This is a genomic window from Rhodanobacter sp. C03 (assembly GCF_002001175.1).
Lineage (GTDB): Bacteria > Pseudomonadota > Gammaproteobacteria > Xanthomonadales > Rhodanobacteraceae > Rhodanobacter.
On sequence record NZ_MUNT01000005.1, the window covers coordinates 188,201 to 211,399 of the forward strand.

The window sequence follows — 23,199 nt, forward strand, 5'->3', positions numbered from 1 at the left end:
TGTCAGCTTTCGTCTTCGACGAACAGCACACGGCGGGTCATGCCACAGGTGAGGTCATAGGAGATCGTGCCGGCTTGCGCGGCGATGATTTCCACCGGCAGTTGCGGCCCCCACAGGGTGACGCGATCGCCCACCTTCGCCTGCGGCGCATCGCGCAGGTCCAGCGTAATCAGGTCCATCGAGACGCGACCGATCAACGCCACGCGCTGCTCGCCGACCAGTACCGGCGTGCCGGCTGCAGCACTGCGCGGATAGCCATCGCCGTAACCGACTGCAGCCACGCCGACCAGCATGTCTTCCGGACAGGTCCATATGCCGTTGTAGCCGATGCGCTCGCCCTTGCTGATCCGGTTAATCGCGATCAACCGCGTGCCCAGCGTCATTGCTGGACGAAAGCCGAGGTCGGCACCGCTTTTCCCTTCGACCACCGACAGACCGTAAAGCAGGCCACCGGTGCGCACCCAATCGCCGCGTGCATCCGGCCAGCCGAGTACAGCGGCGGAGTTGGACAGCGAACGCGGGCCACTGAACGTCTTGGTCGCCTCGACAAAGCAGGCGATCTGCTCCGCCGTCTGCTCACCTTCGAACACTTCGGATTCGGAAAAATGCGTGAGCAGGCCGATCTCGGGGTCGATGCCGGGCATCGCAGAAAGCCGCGCATGCACGTCGGTCACGCGCTCCGGTGCAAAGCCCAGTCGATGCATGCCGCTGTCGACCTTCAGCCAGACACGCAGACGACCCCTTGCCGGCGAGGCCTGCGCCAGCCATTGCAACTGCGCCTCGTGATGAATCGCCGCATCCAGTTGCAGTCGCTGCATCTCGACCAGATCGCTGGCATTGTCCGGGCCGGACAGCACCACGATGCGCTGTCGGTGCCCGGCCGCACGCAGACGCAAACCATCACCGAGCGCGGCCACCGCAAACGCCTCGGCCTCGTCATCGAGCGCGCGGGCAACCCGCTCCAGTCCGTGGCCGTAGGCATCAGCCTTGACCACTGCCATCACCTTCGCCGGTGCAGCGAGCGCCTTCAGCCGCGCCAGGTTGTGGCGCAGCGCACCGAGATGGATGGTGGCGACGGTGGTACGGCTCATCGTGAGCGGGAACCCGGCATCAATCGAACGACCCGACGAAGGAATCCGGCGCGTAGTTCTCGAACTTGGTGTAGTGGCCGAGGAAGGTCAGCTTGCAGGTGTCGGTGGGGCCGTTGCGCTGCTTGCCGATGATGATTTCGGCCATGCCCTTGTCCGGCGATTCCTTGTTGTAGTAGTCGTCGCGGTAGATGAACATGATCACGTCGGCATCCTGCTCGATCGCGCCGGACTCGCGCAGATCGGACATCATCGGGCGCTTGTCGGCACGCTGTTCCAGCGAACGGTTCAACTGCGAGAGGGCGATCACCGGCACGTTCAACTCCTTGGCGAGGCCTTTGAGTGAACGCGAAATTTCTGAAATTTCGGTGGCGCGATTCTCCTTGTTGCCGGGCACCTGCATCAACTGCAGGTAATCGATCACGATCAGACCCAGGCCGCCGTGCTCGCGGTGCAGCCGGCGCGAACGCGAACGCAGCTCCACCGGCGACAGGCTGGGCGTGTCGTCGATGAAGATCTTCGCCTCGGACAGGATCGAGATCGCGTTGGAGACGCGCGGCCAGTCCTCCTCCTGCAGGTCGCCGTTGCGCAGGTGCTGCTGGTGGATGCGGCCGACCGAGGAGATCAGACGGAACGCCAGCTGCGAGGCGGACATTTCCATCGAGAACACCACCACCGCCTTCTTGCTGCGGATCGCGGCGGTCTCGGCGATGTTCAGTGCGAACGCGGTCTTGCCCATTGATGGACGCGCCGCCACGATGATCAGGTCCGACGGCTGCAGGCCGGAAGTCAGGTTGTCCAGGTCGGTGAAGCCGGTGGTGATGCCGGTGAGCTGGCCACGATTCTGGTAACGCTCGTGCAGCAGGCGGAACGCATCCTTCACCGCCTCGCGCATCGAGACCGAATCCTTCTTGCCACGCGCACCGGATTCGGCGATGTGGAACACGCGCTGTTCGGCACTTTCCAGCACCTCCTGCACGCTCTTGCCTTCGGGCCGGTAGCCGTCCTCGGTGATCGAGGTGCCGGCATCGATCAGCTGGCGCATCACCGACTTCTCGCGCACGATCTCCGCATACGCGGCGATATTGGCCGCGCTCGGCGTGCTGTTGGCCAGTTCGATCAGATAGCTGGCACCACCGACCATCTCGGCCAGACCGTTGCTCTCGAACCAGTCGCCCAGGGTCACCGCATCACACGGCATGCCCTTGTTCGCCAGCTCGTTGATCGCGCGCCAGATCAGGCGGTGATCCTTGCGGTAGAAGTCAGCCTCGGCCAGCCGGTCGGCCACCTTGTCCAGCGCATCCGGCGCCAGCATCAGGCCGCCGAGGACGGCCTGTTCGGCATCGATGGAATGCGGCGGTACCCGGAGCGCCTCGATGGCAGAGGACGAGGATTTGCGTTCGGGCACGAAGGACATCGACTTACCTCACGGAGGGTTACCTCACGGAGAATGACTCCATGAAAGCGGGCAGCGCACCGACGTCGGTCGGGCGACTGCACCGATAACCATCATACGCGGCAGCATCTCACCCGCCGAGACAATAACTCTGTGGATAAGCTGTGGGTTGCTGGGGATAAAACGGGGCAAGGGGAACAGGGGCGAAAGCACCGCGTTGCTTCTTGCTGTCCCCGTGCCCCGTTCCCAGTGCTTCCGCATCACCAAAACAAACGGGCGCCTCGCGGCGCCCGTCGGTTTCCATCACGTGGATGGCGTATGGCTTATTTGTCGCTCTTGTCGCTGACCACGATCACCTTGACGCTGGTGTGTACGTCGGCATGCAAGTGGATCGCCACGTCGAATTCACCGGTGTGACGCAGCGGGCCTTCACCCAGGATCACTTCGCCCTTGTGGACGGTGTGACCGGCGGCAGCCAGCGCTTCGGCGATATCACGCGGACCCACCGAGCCGAACAGCTTGCCTTCCGCACTGGAATGCGCGGAGATCGTCACGGCAGCACCGTCGAGCTTGGTCTTGCGTGCCTCGGCATCGGCCAGTGCGGTGTTGGCCTTGGCTTCGTATTCGGCACGACGCTGTTCGAACGCAGCCAGGTTGGCGGCATTGACGCGTACGGCCTTGCCCTGCGGCAGGAGGAAATTGCGGCCGTAGCCCGGCTTCACGTTGACCTTGTCGCCAAGCGTGCCGAGGTTGCGGACTTTCTGCAGAAGAATGAGTTCCATGTTGATTCCTTTTCGTTAGCGCCGGTGTGGCCCGACGCAGCCAGAGGACGGTTGTCCGAAGGATGTCCGAGATTTCGCCCAGCCAGGCCGGGCGAAACCACTGACCGCAACCCCAAGGCTGCGGTCAGTCACGATCAGACGTCGTGGTTGTCGGTGTACGGCAGCAGCGAGAGGAAGCGTGCGCGCTTGATCGCGGTGGCCAGCTGACGCTGATAACGCGCCTTGGTACCGGTGATGCGGCTCGGCACGATCTTGCCGTTCTCGGTGACGTACTGACGCAGGGTGTTGAGATCCTTGTAGTCGATCTCCTTCACGTCTTCGGCAGTGAAGCGGCAGAACTTGCGGCGGCGGAAAAACTTGGACATGGTCTGGATTCCTTATCGGTCGTCGCTGTCGCGATCGTTGTCGCGGTCGTCGCGGTCACGCCCACGCGGGCGGCCCTCGCCTTCACCGTCGCTGTCATCGTCGTCGCGGCGACGCGAGGACTTGGCGTCATCCTTTTCCTTGGACTTCAGGATGAAGGACGGCTCGGTGTCGGCTTCGTCACGGCGCACAACCAGGTGGCGCAGCACGGCGTCGTTGAAGCGGAAACCCGACTCCAGCTCGTTCAGCGCGTTCTGGCTCACTTCGATATTGAGCAGCACGTAATGTGCCTTGGCCAGGTTCACGATCGGATAGGCCAGCTGACGACGGCCCCAATCTTCCAGACGGTGGATCTTGCCGCCGTCGGTCTCGATCAGCGCCTTGTAGCGCTCGAGCATCGCCGGAACCTGCTCGCTCTGGTCAGGGTGGACCATGAACACAACTTCGTAATGACGCAGGGTCATTGTGGTTTGACTCCTTGTGGATGCGGCCTTGCGGCCTCGCAGCCTCCCGCCGATGCGGTGAGGCAAGTGCCCATCCATGACCTTTCGGGCATGGACAGAAGCGGAATTGTAGGATGCCACAAGGGTTTAACGCAAGTGACTGAAAAGCAAAGGCTCAGCCGACCGTAAAACTCTCGCCGCAGCCGCATTCGCCGGTGGCATTGGGATTGTGGAACACGAAGCTGGCGTTGAGGCCCTGGCGCTGGAAGTCGATGACGGTGCCCTCGACCAGGGCCAGGTTCTTGTCATTGACGATCAACGGCACGCCGTCCACGTCGACCAGCCGGTCGCCCTCACCGACTGCCTCGGCCAGATCCACCACATAGGCGAACCCGGAGCAACCGGTGCGCTTGACGCCGAAGCGCACGCCGGCCGCCGCCGGAGTGGCTGCCAGGAAGTGGCGCATGCGCTCGTTGGCGGCAGGGGTGATGCTGATGCTCATGGTGGGTGGATCCAACCTCAGTTAATGGCCTGGAAAGTCGCAGCCCAGGCAACAGCTACATTATCATGGAGGTCTTGCGCGTATGTTTTTACTGCGCGCGTCCTTCATCAACGACTCATGCGTCGATATGCGGCGCCCCAGCAGGAGTTTCAATTCATGGCAGTGGCAAGTGTGAAGCAGGCTTTATCCGGCAAGATCGAAGCCGGCAGCACGGTGACCGTGCGCGGCTGGGTGCGCACGCGCCGCGATTCCAAGGCTGGCCTGTCCTTCGTCAATGTCACCGACGGCTCCTGCTTCGACCCGATCCAGGCGGTGGTGCCGGCCACGCTGGGCAACTACCACAGTGAAGTCCTGCATCTCACCGCCGGTGCCGGCGTGATCGTCTCGGGAACCCTGGTGCCGTCGCAGGGCAAGGGCCAGAGCTTCGAGCTGCAGGCGGACGAGGTGATCGTCACCGGTCTGGTCGACGATCCGGAAACCTACCCGATCCAGCCCAAGCAGCACTCGATGGAATTTCTGCGCGAGGTCGCCCATCTGCGTCCGCGCACCAACCTGTTCGGCGCGGTGACGCGCGTGCGCCACACGATGATGACGGCGATCCATCGTCATCTGACCGAGCAGGGGTTTTTCTGGATCAACACGCCGATCATCACCACCTCGGACGCCGAGGGTGCCGGCGACATGTTCCGCTTGTCCACCCTGGACCTGGCCAACCTTCCGCGCGACGACAAGGGCAAGATCGACTTCCGCAAGGATTTCTTCGGCCGCGAGGCCTTCCTAACCGTGTCCGGCCAGCTCAACGTCGAGGCGTACTGCCTGGCGATGAGCAAGGTCTATACGTTCGGCCCGACCTTCCGCGCGGAGAACTCCAACACGCCGCGCCATCTGGCCGAGTTCTGGATGGTCGAGCCGGAGATCGCGTTCGCCGATCTCACTGCGGATGCCGATTGCGCCGAAGGTTTCCTCAAGGCGATTTTCAAGGCGGTGCTGGACGAGCGTGCCGACGACATGGCGTTCTTCGCCGAGCGCGTGCAGCCGGATGCGATCAGCCGGATGGAGGCGTTCATTGCCCAGCCGTTCGAGCGCATCGACTACACCGACGCGATCGAGATCCTGAAGAAGTCGGGCCAGAAGTTCGACTACCCGGTCGCCTGGGGCATCGACCTGCAGACCGAACACGAACGCTACCTGGCCGAGAAACATATCGGCCGCCCCGTGGTCGTAATGAACTACCCCGAGGCGATCAAGGCGTTCTACATGCGCTTGAACGATGATGAGAAGACCGTTGCCGCGATGGACGTGCTGGCCCCGGGCATCGGCGAGATCATCGGCGGCAGCCAGCGTGAGGAACGGCTGGACTACCTCGATCGCCGCATGATCCAGTTCGGTCTCGATCCCGCTTCCTATGGCTGGTACCGTGACCTGCGCCGGTATGGCACGGTGCCGCATGCCGGTTTCGGCCTCGGCTTCGAGCGCCTGCTGGTCTACGTCTGCGGCCTTTCCAACATCCGCGATGCCATCCCCTACCCGCGTGCCGCTGGAACGGCCGAATTCTGAGTACCCCGCCTGTCATGTCGCATCGATTTCCCACCATCCTCGCCGCACTGGCTTTCAGCGTGCTGCTGGGTGGCTGTCACACCGCCAAGGTACTGATCCCGCCGAACCTGCGGCCGCCCGAGGAAGACAACGGCAAGGCACTGAAACTGGCCCAGCAGCAGTTGCTGCAGGCCTCGCCATGCTGCAGCAGCTTCGCGGACTTCTCCTACAGCAGCATGCTGCCGTGGCAGCCGCAGAAGTTCGTCCTCGGCAGTGGCAGCATGGTCGCCAACCTCAATGGCGCGCACAGTTATTACCTTGCATTCCGCCTGCCGAGCGACGTCAAGCTGCCGTACCAGGTGGCCTTGAAATCGGAATTGAATGGTCGCTGGCTGCATGCCAGTTACCTATTCGCGCCCACCATCGTGCTGCTGGACGAAGGCTTCCAGCCGATTCGCTCCGACGACATCGAGTTGTGCGAACACATGGGCTGGAGCGATGAAACCACCGGCGCCTTCGGCAGCATCAAGATCGACAGCGACAAGGCGCGCTACCTGCTGGTCTACAGCTCGGCGGCGCAGCAATCGGGCAAGACCTACTGGGAACAGTCACCTGCGTCGATCTCCAACACGACCGCAGCGACGCTCCAGATGAACTCCGCGGGCAGCTTCAGCATTCCGCACGGCCCGGATGGCACGCTGTGGGTCGGCATGATGAACAAGACCTACGCCAAGGCCGTCGACAGCGCGATCTGCAAGAAAGCAGCCAAAGGTGATGGCGTGCTCAATACGCTGCGCACCGCGCTGCCGCTGCCCTGGAGCAGCAGCAATACCAGCAGCGGCAGCAGCAATGGCAGCAGCGCCAGCGGCAGTCACCCGTGATCACTCTGTATCTCGCGCTGCTGGCCGCCGGCATCGGTCTGTTCGTGCTGTCCTACGTGGCCCAGTTCCGGCTCGCGGCCCTGTTGCGCCAACGCTACCCGCAGCAATGGAAGATCATTGCCGAGCCCGAACAGGGCAAGACCACGGCATTTCGTATCTGGATTCGCATGCAGCATGTGTTGCGTTCACCTGCACTGCCTGCACTGGGCGATGCGACCATCAACCGCTGGCAACAGGTGTGGCGTTACAGCCCGTGGCTGGGCTGGGTGTGCTGGCTCGCCGCCTTGGCGATGCGTCTGCTGCTGCGCTGAAATCCGACCGGAGAATCCCATGCAACTGGATCTGAGTGGGCGCCATGCGCTGGTCTGCGGTGCGTCGCAAGGCATCGGCCACGCCAGCGCGATCGAACTGGCGGAGCTGGGGGCCAACGTCACCCTGCTGGCGCGCTCGGTCGACGCGCTGCAGACGATAGCCGCGGGTCTGCCGCGGCCCCATGCCGGCCAGCGGCACGACTGGCGCAGCGTCGACATGCTGGACATCACCAGTCTGCAGGCGGTGGCCAGCGAGATCGCCGCCGATCAACCCGTTCAGATCCTGATCAACAACACCGGCGGACCACCTGGCGGCCCGGCACATACGGCGACGGCGGCCGCGTTCGAGACGGCATTCCGCCAGCATCTGCTCGCCGGCCAGACCCTGCTGCAGACGCTGCTGCCCGGCATGCGCGCCAGTGGCTACGGGCGCATCGTCAACGTGATTTCCACCTCGGTGAAAGAGCCGATCGTCGGCCTCGGCGTCTCCAACACGGTGCGCGCCGCGGTCGCCGGCTGGGCCAAGACGCTGTCCGCGGAACTGGCTGCTGACGGTATCACCGTCAACAATGTGCTGCCCGGTTATACCCGCACCCAGCGTCTCGCTGGCCTGCTGGCCGCGCAAGCCGCGGCCAGCGGCCGCAACGAGGACGAGGTCGCCCAAGGCATGCTGGCCACCGTTCCGGCGCGCCGCTTCGGCGAAGCGAGCGAAATCGCGGCGGTGATCGCGTTCCTGTGCACGCCGGCGGCAGCCTATGTCAACGGCGTCAGCATTGCGGTGGATGGCGGCCGGACACGGGCGCTGAGTTGAGGGGGCAGTCGCTCGCACAAGCCAGTGCATTTGCAGCACGCTGGTTTTAAGCTTGCGCGGATGTCTATTCCGCGCCTAGCCAATCTGATCGATGGTCGTCTGCAGGTGCCGCAGCACGACGCCTGGCTGAATGTGCATGAGCCCGCCACCGGTGCGGTGTTCGCACACTGCCCCGATTCCTCTTCCGCCGATGTCGAGATCGCCGTCGCGGCGGCCAGCCGCGCTGCCGCCAGCTGGGCGAACACGCCGGTCGAGCAGCGCGCACAGCGGCTGCAGCGACTGGCCGATCTGATCGAGGCGCGACTGGAAGAATTCGCGCTGCTGGAATCACGCGACAGCGGCAAGCCACTCGCCCTCGCGCGCGCACTCGACATCCCGCGCGCGATCAGCAACCTGCGCCACTTCGCCGCCGCGGTCATGACCTGGGGCAGCGAATCGCACGCGATGGCCACCGGCACCACGGACACCGGCGCGATCAACTACACCTTGCGCCAGCCGCTCGGCGTGGTGGGCTGCATCAGTCCGTGGAACCTGCCGCTGTACCTGTTCACCTGGAAGATCGCCCCCGCGTTGGCCACTGGCAACACGGTGGTGGCCAAGCCATCGGAAGTGACGCCGTGCACCGCCGCCCTGCTCGGCGAACTGAGCATCGAGGCGGGTTTTCCGCCCGGCGTGTTGAACATCGTGCAGGGCCGCGGCCCGAGCGTGGGCCACGCGATCGTGGAACATCCGCGGGTGAAGGCGGTTTCCTTCACCGGCAGCACCGCCACCGGCACGCAGATCGCCCGCGCTGCCGCACCGCAGTTCAAGAAAGTGTCGCTGGAGATGGGTGGCAAGAATCCGGCGATCGTATTCGCCGATGCCGATCTTTCCGAGGCGAACCTGGACACTGTCGTGCGCTCAGGCTTCGCCAACCAGGGCGAGATCTGCCTGTGCGGCTCGCGACTGCTGGTGCAACGCTCGATTTACGAGACCTTCCGCGCACGTTATCTCGCGCGGGTGCAGGCGCTACGGGTCGGCGATCCGTCGGATGCTGGCAGCAATCTCGGTGCGATGGTTTCCCAGATGCATTACGACAAGGTGCTCGGCTGCATCGAACAGGCTCGTGCTGAAGGCGGCCACGTGCTGTGTGGCGGCCACGCGATCCATTTATCGGGCCGCTGTGCCGATGGCTGGTTCATCGCACCCACGGTGATCGAAGGCCTGCCGTCCGCGGCGCAGACCAACCAGCAGGAAATCTTCGGCCCGGTGGTCAGCCTGATTCCGTTCGAGGACGAGGCCGAAGCATTGGCGATCGCCAACAACAGCCACTACGGCCTTGCCGCTTCGCTGTGGACGCAGGACCTGTCACGCGCGCACCGATTCGCCGCTCAGCTCGAGTTCGGCATCGTCTGGATCAACTGCTGGCTGTTGCGCGATCTGCGCACACCGTTCGGTGGCACCAAGCAATCCGGACTCGGCCGCGAAGGCGGCAGTGATGCGCTGCACTTCTTCACCGAGCCGAAAAATATCTGCATCCGCTATTGATCAGGTGTTACCAATCAGATGCTTTTGATCCACCCCGCGGCGCAAGCCGCACCGAAGAGTACACAACCGTGACCAGTCCCCTGCAAGAACTGCTCGATGGCAACCGTCGCTGGTCCGCTGCCAGACATGCGGAAGATCCGCACTTCTTCGAACACCTGGCAAAGCAGCAATCGCCGAAATATCTGTGGATCGGCTGTTCCGACTCACGCGTGCCCGCGACCCAGATCGTCGACCTGCCACCAGGCGAGATCTTCGTGCAGCGCAATGTGGCGAACGTGGTCTCGCACAGCGACCTCAACTGCCTCAGTGCGATCCAGTTCGCGGTGGACATCCTCAAGGTCGAACACATCATCATCGTCGGCCATTACGGCTGCGGCGGCATCCAGGCGGTGCTGGACGAGCGCCGGCTCGGCCTGGTCGACAACTGGTTGCGGCATGTCGGCGATGTGGCGGAGAAACATTCCTCGCTGCTCGCCTCCATGGACTTGATGTCGCTGCGCAATACCCGCCTGTGTGAACTCAATGCGATCGAACAAGTGACCAATACCTGCCGCACCACGGTGGTGATGGACGCTTGGGAACGCGGCCAGAAACTCGCGGTACATGCGTGGTGCTACAGCCTCGACAATGGTCATATGCACGATCTGAACATGCACGTCGACTCGCGCACGGCGCTGGAGCCGGCTTACGAAAACGCCCTGCAGCGATTGACGCGGCTGCCGGCAGTGCGCGCATGAGCGGAGTCATTCGTACCGATGCCGCACCGGCGCCAGTCGGCGCCTACCCGCACGCGCGACGCGTCGGCGACCTGTTGTTCCTGTCCGGCGTCGGCCCGCGTCAGCCCGGCAGCAACACGATTCCCGGCAACGTGCACGATGCAGCCGGCCAGTTGGTCGAATACGACTTCGAGGCGCAATGCCGACAGGTCTTCACCAATGTACGCGCGGTGCTGGAGGCCAGCGGCGGCGCCTGGACCGACCTGGTCGACATCACCGTGTTCCTGACCGACATGCAGCGGGACTTCGCTAGCTACAACCGTTTGTACGCGGAGTATTTCGCCGGTGTCGACGCCTGTCGCACCACGCTGGGTATCACGGCATTGCCGACGCCGATCGCGATCGAACTGAAATGTGTGGCAGCGTTGACCGCGTCGACACGCTGAGCGTCCACTACAACAAACCGCGACCACGGATCAGCCATGAAAAAACCCCGCCGGCGATGCCGACGGGGTTTTTGATTCACAACAGCCGGGCCGACTATCAGCCCGCGGTGCTGGCAGCAGCCGGAGCAGCAGCCTTCTTGTGGCTCTTGTGCTTCTTGTGGTGAGTCGTGGTGGTGGCAGCCTTCGGCGCATCGGCCTTCATCGCATCAGCCGGAGCAGCTGCGGGAGCAGCGGCCGGAGCGCTCTGCTGGGTCGCTGCCGCTGCCTGCGGGGCAGCAGCCTGAGCCAGTACAGAACCGGAAAGAGCCACGCCCGCCACGAGCAGGGAAGCGATCGCAAGTTTACGCATCATGATGTTGAGCCTCGGATCATTGGATATCGCGAACCCGGCCGGAACCCGGCAACTCGGGTGGCGCGACGAGCCAACAATAGCAGCAGGAAGGACGTACGACGACTGAACGGAACACGGTATTTTCACGGCAACCGGATCGCTGGTTCTTGACATTCATTCGCGCCGATTTCACGCGCATAAACTTGCGATTACTGCAGGCTGACCTGCAGCAATTGAGCGATCAGTTCCTGCACCACCGTCGCCCGATCTTCGTCGTAGTCAAAGCTCTCCTCGTCCATGTAATTGAGCTGGGCGAGTTCCAGCTGCACTGCCTGCACACCCGCGGCGGGGTTGCCGTATTGACGGGTGATGTAGCCACCCTTGAAGCGGCCGTTGACGGCAAAACTGAAGCGCGACTGTGATTCCAGGCACGCCTGCAGTCGTCCCTGCAATGGCGCGTCGCAGCTTGCTCCAGAGACCGTGCCGAGATTGAAGTCCGGCAGCTGGCCGTCGAACAGCATCGGTACCCGGCTGCGGATGGAGTGACCTTCCCACAGCACCACGCGGCCATGCTCGGCATGCAGTCTCGCAAGTTCGTGCGTTATGGCCTGATGGTAGGGCTGCCAGTAATCGTTTATCCGCTGTTGAACTTCGGCGGCATCGGGCGAACCACCGTCCAGATACAGCGGCTCGCCATTGAAGCCGATGGTGGATACCAGGCCGGTTTCGCGCTGCCCCGGATACAGCGCATGGCCATCGGCCGGCCGGTTCAGATCGATCACATAACGCGAGGCCAGCGGCTTCAGCACGCTGGCGCCCAGCGCTTCGGCCAGCGGCCCGTACAAACGCCCCACATGCCAGTCGGTGTCCGGCGAGCGGCGTGCGGCCGGATGCATGCGCGCGGCGATGTCGTCGGGAATGAAGCTGCCGTCGTGCGGCAGGCTGATCAACAGCGGTACGCGACCGCGCTGCAAGGTGAAATTGGCCATGCGCGTCATTCTACTGGCGCCGGCGCGCGTTCACCCCATCAGCACCAGTTCTTCCGCCGACGTCGGATGGATTGCCACGGTCGCCTCCAGGTCGCGCTTGTGCAGGCCGAGCTTCAAAGCCACCGCGAAACCCTGCAGCATTTCATCGATACCGGGGCCCAGCGCATGGATGCCAACCACCCGCTCCTCGGTGCCCACGCAGACCAGTTTCATCACACTCTGCTCGCGCCGACCGGCGAGGGCCCACTGCATCGGCGTGAACCGGCTGCAATGGACGGTCACCTGCCCCCCATACTGACGACGGGCCTGCGCCTCGGTCAGCCCGACCATGCCTAGCGGCGGCTCGGCAAAGACCACACTGGGGATGTTCTCGTAATCCAGCTGCGCATCCGGCTGACCGCCGAACAGCCGATCCGCCAGCCGCCGGCCGGCGGCGACCGCTACCGGCGTCAACGCCTTGCGCGCGGTGACATCACCTACCGCATGGATGCCCGTAACGTTGGTGTCCTGCCGCACATTGGTCCGCACATGGCCGTGATCGTCGACTTGCACACCGGCTGCGTCGAGTCCCAATGCCTCGGTGTTGGGCACGCGGCCCACCGCCCACAGCAACGCATCGTAGGGACCGTGCGAACCAGCCGACGCATCGTCCAGCATGATGCCATCAGGCGTGCGGTGCGCGGCCTGGACTGCACTGTGATGGCTGAGGCGTATGCCCTGCACTTCCATCTGCTGCGTCAAGGCCTGCACCAGCTCCTCGTCAAAACCTTCCAGCAAGCGCTCATGCGCCAGCACCTCCACTTCGCTGCCGAGCGCACGCAGCAAGCCGGCGAATTCCACCGCCACATAGCCACCGCCCACGATCGCGATACGACGAGGCGGTGCCTCCAGCACAAACACGTCGTCCGAGACCATGCCCAGCTCGAAACCCGGGAGTGCCAGCCGACGTGGCCGTGCACCGGTGGCGATCACGATCTGCGCCGCCTGCAGTCGGCTGCCATCAGCCAGCTCGATCACATCCGTCGCTACAAAGCGTCCGGCCTGCCGCAACAGTTGCACGCCAGCTTCCTGCAGACGTTGTGCATAACGTTGATCGATCGCGTCGATGTAGCGCTGGCGCAAGCCGCGGAAGTGCTCCCAGTCGAGCGGTCCCGGCTGCGAGGCAAAACCGAATTCGACGGCGAGCAGCTGTGACTGCGCCAGCTGCGCAGCAAACCACAACGCCTTCTTCGGCACGCAGCCGCGGTGCACACACGTGCCGCCCAACGCACCAGGGTCGAGCAGGGCTACGCGGGCACCATGCTGCGCGGCGCGGAAAGCGGTCGCCAGGCCCGCGGAACCAGCGCCCAGCACGATCAGGTCATGGCTTGCGGTCATCGCTTCGCCCTCGATAGTTCGGGCGAAGCTAGCAGCTAACCGCTGAAATCGCCGTCAAACGATCAGGCGGATATGCACCAGCCACAGCTAGACGTTGTCTACAGTCCGAAGCGCGCCGGCGCATAAGGCGTCGCGTCGATCGGCGAAGCCGAGCCGCCCAGCATCGACGCAACCAGCTCGCCGGTCGCCGTCGACATGCTTACACCGAGCATGCCGTGCGCTGTCGCCAGCAGCAGGTTCGACCAGCGTGTGCTGGGGCCGATGATCGGCACTTCATCCACGCTCATCGGTCGCCAACCCCACCATTCCTCCAACAACTCCGGACCTTCCGGTTCGTGCAAGCCGGTCGCCGCGCCACGCCGCAACGCATCCAGCCGGGCCCGATTGAGCCCTTCGCTGTAACCGGAAAACTCCATGGTGCTGCCCAGTCGATAACCGTCGGCCCAGGTGGTTACGCATACCGCGGCTTCGCGCAATGCCAGTGCATGCCGCGGCGCCAATGCGGGTCGACTATAGGTCAACGAATAGCCCTTGCCCGGCTGCATCGGCAGACGCAGGTCCAGCTTTTTTGCCAACAATGGCGACCAGGCACCGAGCGCCAGCAGTACGCGCTCACCTTCGAAGGTGCCGCGGCTACTGTGCACCTGCGTGATACGACCGTCGGCGGTTCCGAAGTCTTCAATCCGCGTAGCCGTCTCGATGACTCCACCAAGCTCGGTCACGCGCCGTGCCAGTTCGGCCGCATAACGATCCGGCCGCAACCGCGCATCGCCGGGATGAAACAGGCCGCCGCATACGCCAGGCTTCAGCGCGGGCTCCATCGCCTCCACTTCGTCGCCACGCAGGCGTTGCACGTCGATGCCTAGACGCTCCAGTACAGCGACATGATCACGTTGATCGGCCGCCTGCTTTTGTACCGAGCGGTAGACGTACAACGTGCCCGCTTCGCTGAATTCGCAATCCAGCGGCTCGTCGCGCACCAGCTCGGCCAGCAGCTGACGTGAACGCTGCAGGATCGCCGCCCGCGCCGTGGTCGCGCTGGCAAAGTCACGCCAATTGCAGTGCCGCGCAAAGCCCAGCAACCAGCGCAGCCGCGGCCCGTCGAAACGCGGATTGAGATACAGCGGCGCATCCGCCGTCAGCATCGAGCGCAGTGCCAGGCCGATCATGCCGGGCATCGCCAGCGGTGCTGCGTGACTGGGCGTGATCGTGCCGCAGTTGCCGTGCGAGCTGCCGCAACCGGGTGTGCCCTGTTCAAGCACCCGCACGCCGGCACCGGCCTTGAGCAGATACAGCGCACACGCCAGGCCGATGACACCGCCGCCGAGGATCAACACATCACTGCGCGAAGCATTCATCCATTCATTGTAGCGGCCGAGCGTGCCGTACCAAGCCACTTGCATCGCATAAATTACGCGCGTAATCTTCATTACGACTACACGTGTAATCCATCCAGGGAACAGCCATGTCGAATCCGCCAGTCACCATCAGCGATGCCGAAAGCCGGGTGATGGAAGTGCTGTGGCAGCAGGCACCACAGACTTCCGAAGACATCGTCGCCGCCCTGCTGGAACCCACGGGCTGGCATGAGAAAACCATCAAGACCCTGCTCAACCGCCTGCTCGGCAAGGGCGCAATCGGCGCCGAAAAGGATGGCCGGCGCTATCTGTATTCGCCGCTGCTGCGGCGCGAGGAGTGGCAACAACAGGAAAGCCGCAGTCTGCTCGACCGCGTATTCGGCGGCAAGCTGACACCACTGCTGACGCACTTCAGCCAGCACGAAAAACTGAGCGCGAAAGAGATCGCCGAGTTGCGCAAATTGATCGATGCAATCGACCGGAAGGGGCACTGACCATGTTCGTCATGCTGCTGTACGTCACCTTCGGGCTGCTTCTGGTGCTGACATTGCGCTGGCTGGCACGACAGTGGTTCGGCGCCGGGCCGGCATTCACGTTGTGGCTGTTGCCGCCACTGTTGGCGATGCTGCCGTGGCTACCGACGCTGCCATCCGCATGGGCCGTCACACCGACCCTGCTGGTGCTGCCCACCACGCCAAGCTTCGTCGCGCAGGTCATGCCGGCCTCCTCGAGGCTACCCTGGCCATTGCTGCTATGGCTGGCCGGCACGGTCTGCTGTCTGCTGCGACTGACATTCCACTACGGCCGATTGCGGCGGCAGAGCTGCCGACTGCCCGCTGCGATGTGCCACACCCTGCAACGAGATTTGCACGGTCTGGACCCGCTCCGACTGCGGCTGCACCCGGCCGGGCCGGCCGTACTGTGGGCACCGCGCAGCCTGGTGCTGTTGCCGGCGAGTTTTCTCGAACGCTTCGATGCCGACGAACGGCGGCTGGTGCTGCAACACGAATACATGCACCTGCGTCGTGGCGACGCGCTGTGGAGCCTGCTCGCGGAGCTTGCGGTCGCGCTGTTGTGGTTCCACCCGCTGGCGTGGCTGGCGTTGCCGCGGCTAAGGCTGGATCAGGAACTGGCTTGCGACGAACGCGTGCTGCGCCAGTCACCGCAGGATGAGACGAAGTACGCCTACACCCTGCTGCACAGCACCGGCATGGATGCCACGCCGGTACTCATCCCCTGGCTTGACCAGCCACAACTGAAGGAGCGATTGAACATGATCCAGCGTCATCGTCCCGGCGCCTTGCGTCGCCGTATCGGGTTTGTCGGCTTGACTGCATTGATCGCAGCGAGCGCCTTCGTGGCGCAGGCCGCCGTGCATACCAAGCCCGACCACCCGGCCTCCACCGATCTGAGCTTCAACACGAACATCAATCCACGCTATCCGGCAGATGCCATCAAGAATCATCAGCAAGGTACGGTCATCCTCGACGTGCTCGTAGGCACCGATGGCAAGCCGCGCGAAGTCAAGGTGAACCCCGCTACCCAGGCAGCGCCCAGCCTGATCAAGGCGGCCAGCGATGTGGCCATGCAGTGGCGGTTCAATCCAGCGACAAAGAACGGCAAACGGATCCAGAGCTATGCGCGGGTGCCGATCAACTTCAGCCTGACCGAAACGCCCACCGAAACGCCTGTACCGGCGACTGCGCCGCCGAAGTCGCCGGTTTCGTCATAGTCATCATATGACTCGTCCAATTTCTGAGGACTTTCTTCCAACCCATTGATTTGATAACCTCGGCGCGACTCACGCCGAGGTTGTTCCATGCACCTGGAATCCGTTGCCAGCTTCGCGTCAACGTCATCACCATGGCGCACCGTGCGCCAGTCACTGTTGGCGACCACGTTCCTGCTGTTGGCCGCCTGTGCCAGCAGCTCGCATCGGCGCGAACCGACATTCACCGATTCGCATTCCTCGCTGGCCGATCTGCCGGCCCGTGCACCTTCGGCCGCCAGCGCTGGTGCCGCAAACGATGTGTTGTTCCGCGCCATGGCCCTGGTCGGCACGCCTTACCACTGGGGCGGCAATACACCGGCCGGTGGTTTCGACTGCAGCGGGCTGGTCGATTACATCTATCGACAGGCAACCGACATCTTGCTGCCGCACAGCTCACGAGAAATGGCCGCGATGAGCGGCCGCAAGGTGTCGCGGATGACCGAGCTGGCCAGTGGCGACCTCGTGTTCTTCGGCAGCCGCGCAGGCATCAGCCATGTCGGCGTGTACGTGGGCAAGGGCCGCTTCGTGCATGCGCCGAACAGCGGCGGCACGGTGCGGCTGGACGATATCGACGGACCGTACTGGCGCGACCATTTCGAATACGGCAAACGACTGCTGGATTGAAATCAACGGTAATGAGGCAAAGCTGCCTTCACCCAACTCTCCGTGCAGCGGCGCGGCGAAACTACAACAACGGCGCCTGCAGGCGCCGTTGTTGTTTACGCATGTACTCAAACTCAGTGCGCTTCGGCACCCGGCGGATGCGCGTGACCATGCTGGATCTCTTCCTCGGTGGCATCGCGAACGTCGTTGATGACGACGTCAAAATTCAGCGTCTTGCCGGCCATCGGGTGGTTCAGATCCACGTCGATCGCGCTCATGCCGACCTTGTGCACCGTCACCGCGCGCTGGCTACCGTCCTTCAGCTTCAGCACGGTGACAATGCCCGGCTTGAGGCGATTCGCCTGTGGGAAATACTTTTTCGACATGCGCTGGATCTGGTCTTCCTGGCGCTCGCCATAACCATCGGCCGCCGCCACCTCGGCCTGCAGCGTCTCGCCGGCCTCATGGCCTTCCAGCGCCGCTTCCAGACCCGGGATCAGCTGGCCGTGGCCGAGCAGGACCCACAGCTGCTCGTCGCGATCATGCGAACTCTCGATCTTTTCACCGTCCACCGTCAGCGTGTAGTGGATCGCGATGACCTTGTCCTTGCCAGCCTTCATTGCCTGTCTCTCTGGAGAAATAAAAGAACCGATTCTATCAGCGCATCCCGATCATGGCCGCGCCTTCTCGAAATCCGGTAGTGTCTCAGTTTGAAATCTAGCCTTTTCTACTTCTTGTTTTAGGCTTCTTAGGCGTGGAAGGCTTAGGTTGTTCTGCCTTTTCCTCTTTGGCACCATAGTGCCGCGCGAGGATGAAGGCGCCTCCGAATACGGTGATGGCGCCTCCCCCGAACCCGGCGGCAGCTCCTGGCGATCCCAGATAGGCAATGATGCAAGTTGTGATCATCGCAGCAACAAACGAACACATGGCGAACTTTTGTCCGCGCGGGATCGCGTCAACATCGGTTTTCATACAATGATGCCGAATCTGCTGCTCGGCCTGAGCCATCTCTATGATCTTCAGCGCGGACCCGGGACTGACTTCCTCGTACGCCGCCAAACTTTCTGGGGAAGGTAGCGGTCCAGAATGCGACTTAACCTGAAGGATGTACTGCTGTACTGCCTTATAGATTTGGGGCTGACTTGCTTGGAGCCGCTGGACTTCAGGTGGCAGAGGAACAGGAGGATGCGCACTCGCTTGCATTGGCGAGTCCGCTTCCTCGTTTGACCTTGATTCTTCGTCCTTGTTCATCGAACGATCTTAACGCAAAGCGCAAGTCGTTTCCGACTGCTTGCCAATCGGAGGCCTGATCGCCATGCCAATAGTTCTTGGTCAGGCATTTTGTATCTGGATACAGTTCTAGAATGCTCGTGAAACCGTACCAGAAGTACGTTTTTCTTGGATTCTTCACTGTCTCTTCCTTCTGGACTTAAATCACCAGATGATGATAGCTCCATAGTAGACACGTTTTCCGTGTCTAAGTTCAAGCACAAGTTGGTTTTTTCTTGTACGGGCCACGAGCCTTGGCGGCCGGATCTGGCACCAGCGCCGCAATCTCTGCCAGTGACCATACATGGTCAGACACGCCAGCTTCCATCGCAGGCGTGACGCGAAGCGTCTTGTGGATCCGGCCGAAGTTGTAGTGCATGAAGTGCAGCGCAACCGCGTGCATGTGATTGTCCACTTTCTTGCTGAAAGCATTAGAAAGACGCGTAAAGCGGCGCATGGACATGCGCATGGTCAGGTTCTGGCGCTCGACATAGCTTGTCGAGATATGGGCTGGATTCGGCTCGCCTTCAATGCGCACGGTCTTGGTGCCGATATGCTCGCTCGGGCTGTACTTGCGCTCTGGCGAGGATGGGCCTTCACCGTAGACCTTCACGAGCATGGCGTAGTCGATATCCGAACCAAATGCCCGCTCTACCGCATCCACGTAGACCTTGTGGCCGTCCGTGGTGAGCTGGATGCGGTTAGAGAGACGTCCCGCCAGATCAGCGATAAAGGCGTTTGCAGCGGCAGCGCCACGATCACCAACCATCCATGAAGCAATGATCTTGGTATCGGCGCAAATGGCCGTCCACGTCCACACATCACCGACGCCGAACTCACCTTCGCGCTCAGCCGGGACGTTCTTCTGCTTGGCACCGACGAACGACCAGATTTCGTCGCACTGGACGCGCTTGCACGGCAGGTTGCGCAGGGTGCTGTCCTGGTACTCGGCGCAGGCCGAGCCTACGTCTACCAGCAGCTTCGTCACGGTATTAATGGAGCAGTCCGCTAAGCGGGAAGCCGCACGTAGGCTCATGCCTTCGACGAGGAAGCCGAGGATTTTGGCGCGTTCTGCAATGGACATGCGGTTCATAGTTCAGCCTCTTAAACTGAACTATATGCCAGAGTAATGTTAAATGCAACTGTTTGTTTACGTAATTTGCCTTTTTATAGTTGCACATGTCTGCGGATGATGTATTCTTGCCTCACGCAGACTTGTCGAAGTCGGGAGCTGACCATGGAAAGCACAACTACGGTCTTGCCACAGAGTGACGACCGGGCCACAACTCAAGGACGGTCTACCGTTCAATTTCCATATTCCGATCTTGACGCGGCCATTGAAGTCGTGCGTGGCGTTCACAATGCCGGAGGAACGGCATGCGATTCGGATCAATTGGCTGCGGAAATGAAGATGGAAGCCAAGGGTGGCGGCTTCCGGATGCGTATCACTGGGGCGCAGACCTTCGGACTGATTGTGTATGAACGCGGAGGGCGCATATCCCTGACGGATCTCGGACGCCAAATTATTGATTCCGCCACTGAGCGGCAGGCGCGCGTGAGTGCGTTTCTGACAGTCGAGCTATACGCCAAGGTCTACGAGCAATTCAAGGGCGGCCCATTGCCCCCACAGGCAGGGCTGGAGCGTGCGATAGGCACTCTCGGGGTGGGGGCAAAAGTAAGAGATCGAGCGCGGCAGGTTTTGCTTCGAAGCGCAAAACAGGGCGGATTCTTCGAAGCCGCTGCCGATCGCCTTGTAAAACCAAGCATCAAAACTGATACCGGCATTAGCCAAGGCCAATTGGACGAGAAAGACAATCGAGACAAGGGCAGAAGTGGTGGTGGTGGCGGCAATGATGACGAGTTGCATCCTCTCATCCGCGGTCTTCTTCAAACACTGCCAGCGCCAGGGGGAGTGTGGGGTGTTAGTGACCGGCTAGATTGGCTAAATATGGCCAATAGCATCTTGAAAATGATCTACAAGTCTGGCCCGAATGCTGGTGATATCAACATTACGATTGCCCAGAAGGAAGGGGGCGGAACGAACGGGTAGAAATGAAAAACCCCGCAGCGCGCCAACGCTAACGGGGTCTAAATTTGGCATGGTGGTGAAGGCACCCCTCTGCCACCTACAGCTTGTCGGTTAGGACACCAAAAGCATACGTTCTTTTGGGGCTGTAGGCAACTATTGCCTTCCAATCCTCTTAGGAGAATTGGCTATGGAATCTTTCCATCGCAAGCCCAAGAGCGTATTTGTGCGCGCTTACGTGAGGTTCCGTTTCGGACGGATCGAGAACGTAATCCAGCACTTCCGCTCGCATCCGGGTCAGTTATCGTTCGCTTTTAACTGACGGCTTCACAGGAGCGCCAGCTTTCGCTGGCGCTCCCTTATTCCAGCGTGTCGCAGCGGCATGTTGCGCAAGCTTTACGCGATCTTCCGCTGAGAGAGCATCCATTCTAGATTTTCCACCCTTCATTCCACCCTTACTGCTCGCCACTTTCCTAGCGGATGTCTTCTCAGAAGTCGGAAGCGCCGCTTCACCCGTAGCTACATCAAGGATGAATTTCGCTAACTGGTTGGGATCGCGCGGGCGCTTAGGATTAGGCATGGCTACAGTATGAAGCCGCATGCCTGACCGCTCAAGGAATCGGCGAGCAGCCTAGATTTCAAACTGAGACACTACCCGAAATCCAGCCCGCGCGCTTCCGGCCCCAGCCACACCAGCAAGGCCAGGATCAGCGCGACCACAGCGATCCACAACGACATCGCAAAGGCATAGTCGCCGCCGTGCCAATGCGCGATCCAGGTCTGCGCTGTAGCCGTGCCGGCCGCCAGCAGGTTGCCCATCTGATAGGCAAAGCCCGGCAAGGTGGCGCGCATGGAGCTCGGCGAGAGTTCGTTGAGATGCGTCGGCACCACGCCCCATGCACCCTGCACCATCACTTGGATCAGGAACGCACCGAGGCCAAGCAGCAGCAACGAGCCGCCGTACGTCCATAGCGGGATCACCGGAATCGCGAGCAGCGCGGCAATGATCATCGCCTTGCGTCGACCGATCCGCTCCGACAGCGTGCCGAAGAACAAGCCGCCGGCCAGCGCGCCGAGATTGAGCAGCGCAACCAGCATGAACGCCGCACCCGAGCTGGTATCCAGGTGCAGGTTCACTTCCTCGAAGGTGTGGTACATGTCCTGCGAGCCGTGGCTGAACATGTTGAAGGCCGCCATCAGCAGCATCAGATAGATCGCCAGCTTCCAGTGGCCGCGCATGGATTCAAGCACGCCAACCTTCCGGTGCTGCGCCTGGCCGCTCTGCCACACCGGCGACTCCGGCACACTGCGACGGATGTACAGCACCAACAAGGCCGGTACCGCGCCCACCACGAAAAGCCCACGCCAGCCGATGTGATCGAACAACAGCCAGTTGGCCAGCGCGGCGAGGAAAAATCCGCAGGGATAGCCGCTCTGCAGCAGGCCGGAGATCAGTCCACGCGACTTGGCCGGTATCGATTCCATCGCCAGCGACGCGCCGATGCCCCACTCGCCACCCATCGCGATACCGAACAGGAAGCGCAACACCAGCAGCATGGTGAGTGAGGTCGAGAACGCGGTGGCCAGCTCGAACAACGAGAACAGGATCACATCCAGCATCAGGATCGGGCGCCGCCCGTAGCGATCAGCCAGCCGGCCGAACAGCAAGGCGCCGATCGGCCGCGCCGCCAGGGTCAGGAACAGACCGTAGGTGACCTTGGCATTGTCGACCCCGAACTCTTTCGACACCGCGACGATGACGAAGGTGAGCAGGAAGTAGTCGAAGGCATCCAGCGTCCAGCCGAGGAAACTTGCCAGCACGGTATGCCGCTGGGTGGTATCGAGTTCACGCAAGGGTGCAAGCAGTGACATCAAGAGTTCCTTGAGCTGGACTGGCAAAGCGTCACTATCGTATGCCCGGCGTGCTCAAAAGATGCAACCCGCAGGCATGACATGCGGGCATCCAATGACCTAGGCTGACTGTCTGCATCGTCGACATGTGGAACCCGGATGGATCGAACCACGTGCGCACGGATCGCCAGTCTGTATGACGGCCGGCTGCAGCGCGGCTATGTCATGGGCAAGCTGACCAACGATCCGGTCTACGCCGCCACGGTCGCGGCAATTGCCGGCACGCAGTTGCCGTTGCTCGATCTTGGCTGCGGGATCGGCCTGCTCGGACAGTATCTGAGCGCGCAAGGCCATCGACTGCCCTACGTCGGACTTGATCACGACGAACGCAAGATCGTGGCCGGACAACGGGCGGCACAACGCGCCGGACTGGATGCCATGATGACCTTGCGCCATGCCGACGCAGCCGAACTTCCCGCGCTGCACGGCCACGTCGCCTTGCTCGACATGCTGCACTACCTGCCGGCCAAGCGGCAGCCTGCGCTGCTGCAGGCAGCGATCCGGCACCTGGCACCACAAGGCTGCCTGATCATCCGCAATGTGCTGCGCGAACCGAACTGGCGTTTCCACGCGACCCGGATCGAGGAGTTTTTCCTGCGTGCCTCCGGCTGGATTCCCGGTGGGGCGCAACACTATCCGACTGCCGATGAACTACGTGACCCGCTGGAAAACGCCGGGCTTGATGTACGCATCGAACCGCTGCGTGGGCGTACCCCGTTCAACAGCTACCTGCTCGTGGCACGGCCGCATTGCTGAGGGTGT

26 protein-coding genes are annotated in these 23,199 nt (G+C 62.3%); 12 read left to right on the plus strand and 14 right to left on the minus strand.

Annotated features, from left to right (window positions below; all coding sequences use genetic code 11):
• Positions 1–2: 2 nt before the first annotated feature.
• From alr to B0E48_RS07690, 6 genes are all read right to left on the minus strand, one after another.
• Positions 3–1,091, minus strand: a complete 1,089-nt coding sequence (alr, locus tag B0E48_RS07665) for an alanine racemase (RefSeq protein WP_077517526.1) — start codon at positions 1,089–1,091, stop codon at positions 3–5.
• Between the two features lie 19 nt (positions 1,092–1,110).
• Complete coding sequence (locus tag B0E48_RS07670; protein ID WP_077517528.1) at positions 1,111–2,505, minus strand: replicative DNA helicase; 1,395 nt, start codon at positions 2,503–2,505, stop codon at positions 1,111–1,113.
• Between the two features lie 302 nt (positions 2,506–2,807).
• A complete protein-coding gene (rplI, locus tag B0E48_RS07675) occupies positions 2,808–3,266 on the minus strand; it encodes a 50S ribosomal protein L9 (protein ID WP_077517530.1) in 459 nt (152 codons plus the stop codon).
• A gap of 134 nt (positions 3,267–3,400) precedes the next feature.
• On the minus strand, positions 3,401–3,631 hold the full coding sequence (rpsR, locus tag B0E48_RS07680) for a 30S ribosomal protein S18 (protein WP_007081973.1): 231 nt from the start codon (positions 3,629–3,631) through the stop codon (positions 3,401–3,403).
• Positions 3,632–3,643: 12 nt separating this feature from the next.
• Positions 3,644–4,093, minus strand: coding sequence for a 30S ribosomal protein S6 (gene rpsF, locus B0E48_RS07685; protein WP_077517532.1), 450 nt, complete (start codon positions 4,091–4,093; stop codon positions 3,644–3,646).
• A gap of 154 nt (positions 4,094–4,247) precedes the next feature.
• A complete protein-coding gene (locus B0E48_RS07690) occupies positions 4,248–4,574 on the minus strand; it encodes an iron-sulfur cluster assembly accessory protein (protein WP_077517534.1) in 327 nt (108 codons plus the stop codon).
• 156 nt (positions 4,575–4,730) lie between these two features.
• Here B0E48_RS07690 and asnS point away from each other — a divergent pair, with 156 nt between their 5' ends.
• The 7 genes from asnS (at position 4,731) to B0E48_RS07725 (ending at position 10,802) form a co-directional block, all read left to right on the plus strand.
• On the plus strand, positions 4,731–6,131 hold the full coding sequence (gene asnS / locus B0E48_RS07695) for an asparagine--tRNA ligase (protein ID WP_077517669.1): 1,401 nt from the start codon (positions 4,731–4,733) through the stop codon (positions 6,129–6,131).
• 14 nt (positions 6,132–6,145) lie between these two features.
• Positions 6,146–6,991 (plus strand): MalM family protein, encoded by an 846-nt coding sequence (locus B0E48_RS07700; protein ID WP_077517536.1) that lies wholly within the window; start codon positions 6,146–6,148, stop codon positions 6,989–6,991.
• Positions 6,988–7,302, plus strand: a complete 315-nt coding sequence (locus tag B0E48_RS07705) for a hypothetical protein (protein WP_077517537.1) — start codon at positions 6,988–6,990, stop codon at positions 7,300–7,302. Before B0E48_RS07700 ends, B0E48_RS07705 begins: the two co-directional genes overlap by 4 nt.
• Positions 7,303–7,321: 19 nt before the next feature.
• Complete coding sequence (locus B0E48_RS07710) at positions 7,322–8,113, plus strand: SDR family NAD(P)-dependent oxidoreductase (protein ID WP_077517539.1); 792 nt, start codon at positions 7,322–7,324, stop codon at positions 8,111–8,113.
• Positions 8,114–8,173: 60 nt separating this feature from the next.
• Positions 8,174–9,640 (plus strand): aldehyde dehydrogenase, encoded by a 1,467-nt coding sequence (locus B0E48_RS07715; protein WP_077517540.1) that lies wholly within the window; start codon positions 8,174–8,176, stop codon positions 9,638–9,640.
• Positions 9,641–9,708: 68 nt separating this feature from the next.
• A complete protein-coding gene (gene can, locus B0E48_RS07720; RefSeq protein WP_077517542.1) occupies positions 9,709–10,377 on the plus strand; it encodes a carbonate dehydratase in 669 nt (222 codons plus the stop codon).
• Complete coding sequence (locus B0E48_RS07725) at positions 10,374–10,802, plus strand: Rid family hydrolase (protein ID WP_077517544.1); 429 nt, start codon at positions 10,374–10,376, stop codon at positions 10,800–10,802. Before can ends, B0E48_RS07725 begins: the two co-directional genes overlap by 4 nt.
• Before the next feature lie 97 nt (positions 10,803–10,899).
• Here the strand turns inward: B0E48_RS07725 and B0E48_RS07730 are convergent, their stop codons facing one another.
• From B0E48_RS07730 to B0E48_RS07745, 4 genes are all read right to left on the minus strand, one after another.
• A complete protein-coding gene (locus B0E48_RS07730) occupies positions 10,900–11,154 on the minus strand; it encodes a hypothetical protein (protein ID WP_217317868.1) in 255 nt (84 codons plus the stop codon).
• A gap of 188 nt (positions 11,155–11,342) precedes the next feature.
• Positions 11,343–12,122 carry an N-formylglutamate deformylase gene (gene hutG, locus B0E48_RS07735; RefSeq protein ID WP_077517671.1) on the minus strand — a complete coding sequence of 260 codons (780 nt, stop codon included), beginning with the start codon at positions 12,120–12,122 and terminating at the stop codon, positions 11,343–11,345.
• Positions 12,123–12,152: 30 nt separating this feature from the next.
• Complete coding sequence (gorA, locus tag B0E48_RS07740; protein WP_077517546.1) at positions 12,153–13,499, minus strand: glutathione-disulfide reductase; 1,347 nt, start codon at positions 13,497–13,499, stop codon at positions 12,153–12,155.
• Between the two features lie 98 nt (positions 13,500–13,597).
• Positions 13,598–14,929 carry an FAD-dependent oxidoreductase gene (locus B0E48_RS07745; RefSeq protein WP_254423892.1) on the minus strand — a complete coding sequence of 444 codons (1,332 nt, stop codon included), beginning with the start codon at positions 14,927–14,929 and terminating at the stop codon, positions 13,598–13,600.
• A 35-nt stretch (positions 14,930–14,964) separates the two neighbouring features.
• Here B0E48_RS07745 and B0E48_RS07750 point away from each other — a divergent pair, with 35 nt between their 5' ends.
• The 3 genes from B0E48_RS07750 to B0E48_RS07760 all read left to right on the plus strand — a co-directional run bounded on the left by B0E48_RS07750 (position 14,965) and on the right by B0E48_RS07760 (position 17,252).
• On the plus strand, positions 14,965–15,351 hold the full coding sequence (locus B0E48_RS07750; protein WP_077517548.1) for a BlaI/MecI/CopY family transcriptional regulator: 387 nt from the start codon (positions 14,965–14,967) through the stop codon (positions 15,349–15,351).
• A 2-nt stretch (positions 15,352–15,353) separates the two neighbouring features.
• The gene (locus B0E48_RS07755) at positions 15,354–16,589 is read left to right on the plus strand and encodes a M56 family metallopeptidase (RefSeq protein ID WP_077517550.1); all 1,236 of its coding nucleotides are present in this window, start codon (positions 15,354–15,356) and stop codon (positions 16,587–16,589) included.
• Positions 16,590–16,676: 87 nt separating this feature from the next.
• Positions 16,677–17,252, plus strand: coding sequence for a C40 family peptidase (locus tag B0E48_RS07760; RefSeq protein WP_139350198.1), 576 nt, complete (start codon positions 16,677–16,679; stop codon positions 17,250–17,252).
• Between the two features lie 113 nt (positions 17,253–17,365).
• Here B0E48_RS07760 and B0E48_RS07765 read toward each other — a convergent pair whose 3' ends face one another.
• The 3 genes from B0E48_RS07765 to B0E48_RS07775 all read right to left on the minus strand — a co-directional run bounded on the left by B0E48_RS07765 (position 17,366) and on the right by B0E48_RS07775 (position 19,593).
• Positions 17,366–17,851 carry a peptidylprolyl isomerase gene (locus B0E48_RS07765; protein WP_077517552.1) on the minus strand — a complete coding sequence of 162 codons (486 nt, stop codon included), beginning with the start codon at positions 17,849–17,851 and terminating at the stop codon, positions 17,366–17,368.
• 97 nt (positions 17,852–17,948) lie between these two features.
• A complete protein-coding gene (locus B0E48_RS07770; RefSeq protein ID WP_077517554.1) occupies positions 17,949–18,482 on the minus strand; it encodes a DUF2335 domain-containing protein in 534 nt (177 codons plus the stop codon).
• A gap of 232 nt (positions 18,483–18,714) precedes the next feature.
• On the minus strand, positions 18,715–19,593 hold the full coding sequence (locus tag B0E48_RS07775; RefSeq protein ID WP_139350199.1) for an IS1 family transposase: 879 nt from the start codon (positions 19,591–19,593) through the stop codon (positions 18,715–18,717).
• Between the two features lie 144 nt (positions 19,594–19,737).
• Here B0E48_RS07775 and B0E48_RS07780 point away from each other — a divergent pair, with 144 nt between their 5' ends.
• Complete coding sequence (locus B0E48_RS07780; protein WP_139350200.1) at positions 19,738–20,550, plus strand: hypothetical protein; 813 nt, start codon at positions 19,738–19,740, stop codon at positions 20,548–20,550.
• 627 nt (positions 20,551–21,177) lie between these two features.
• Here the strand turns inward: B0E48_RS07780 and B0E48_RS07790 are convergent.
• Positions 21,178–22,398 carry an MFS transporter gene (locus B0E48_RS07790; protein ID WP_077517560.1) on the minus strand — a complete coding sequence of 407 codons (1,221 nt, stop codon included), beginning with the start codon at positions 22,396–22,398 and terminating at the stop codon, positions 21,178–21,180.
• A gap of 138 nt (positions 22,399–22,536) precedes the next feature.
• Here B0E48_RS07790 and B0E48_RS07795 point away from each other — a divergent pair, with 138 nt between their 5' ends.
• Complete coding sequence (locus B0E48_RS07795) at positions 22,537–23,193, plus strand: class I SAM-dependent methyltransferase (protein WP_077517562.1); 657 nt, start codon at positions 22,537–22,539, stop codon at positions 23,191–23,193.
• Positions 23,194–23,199 lie beyond the last annotated feature (6 nt).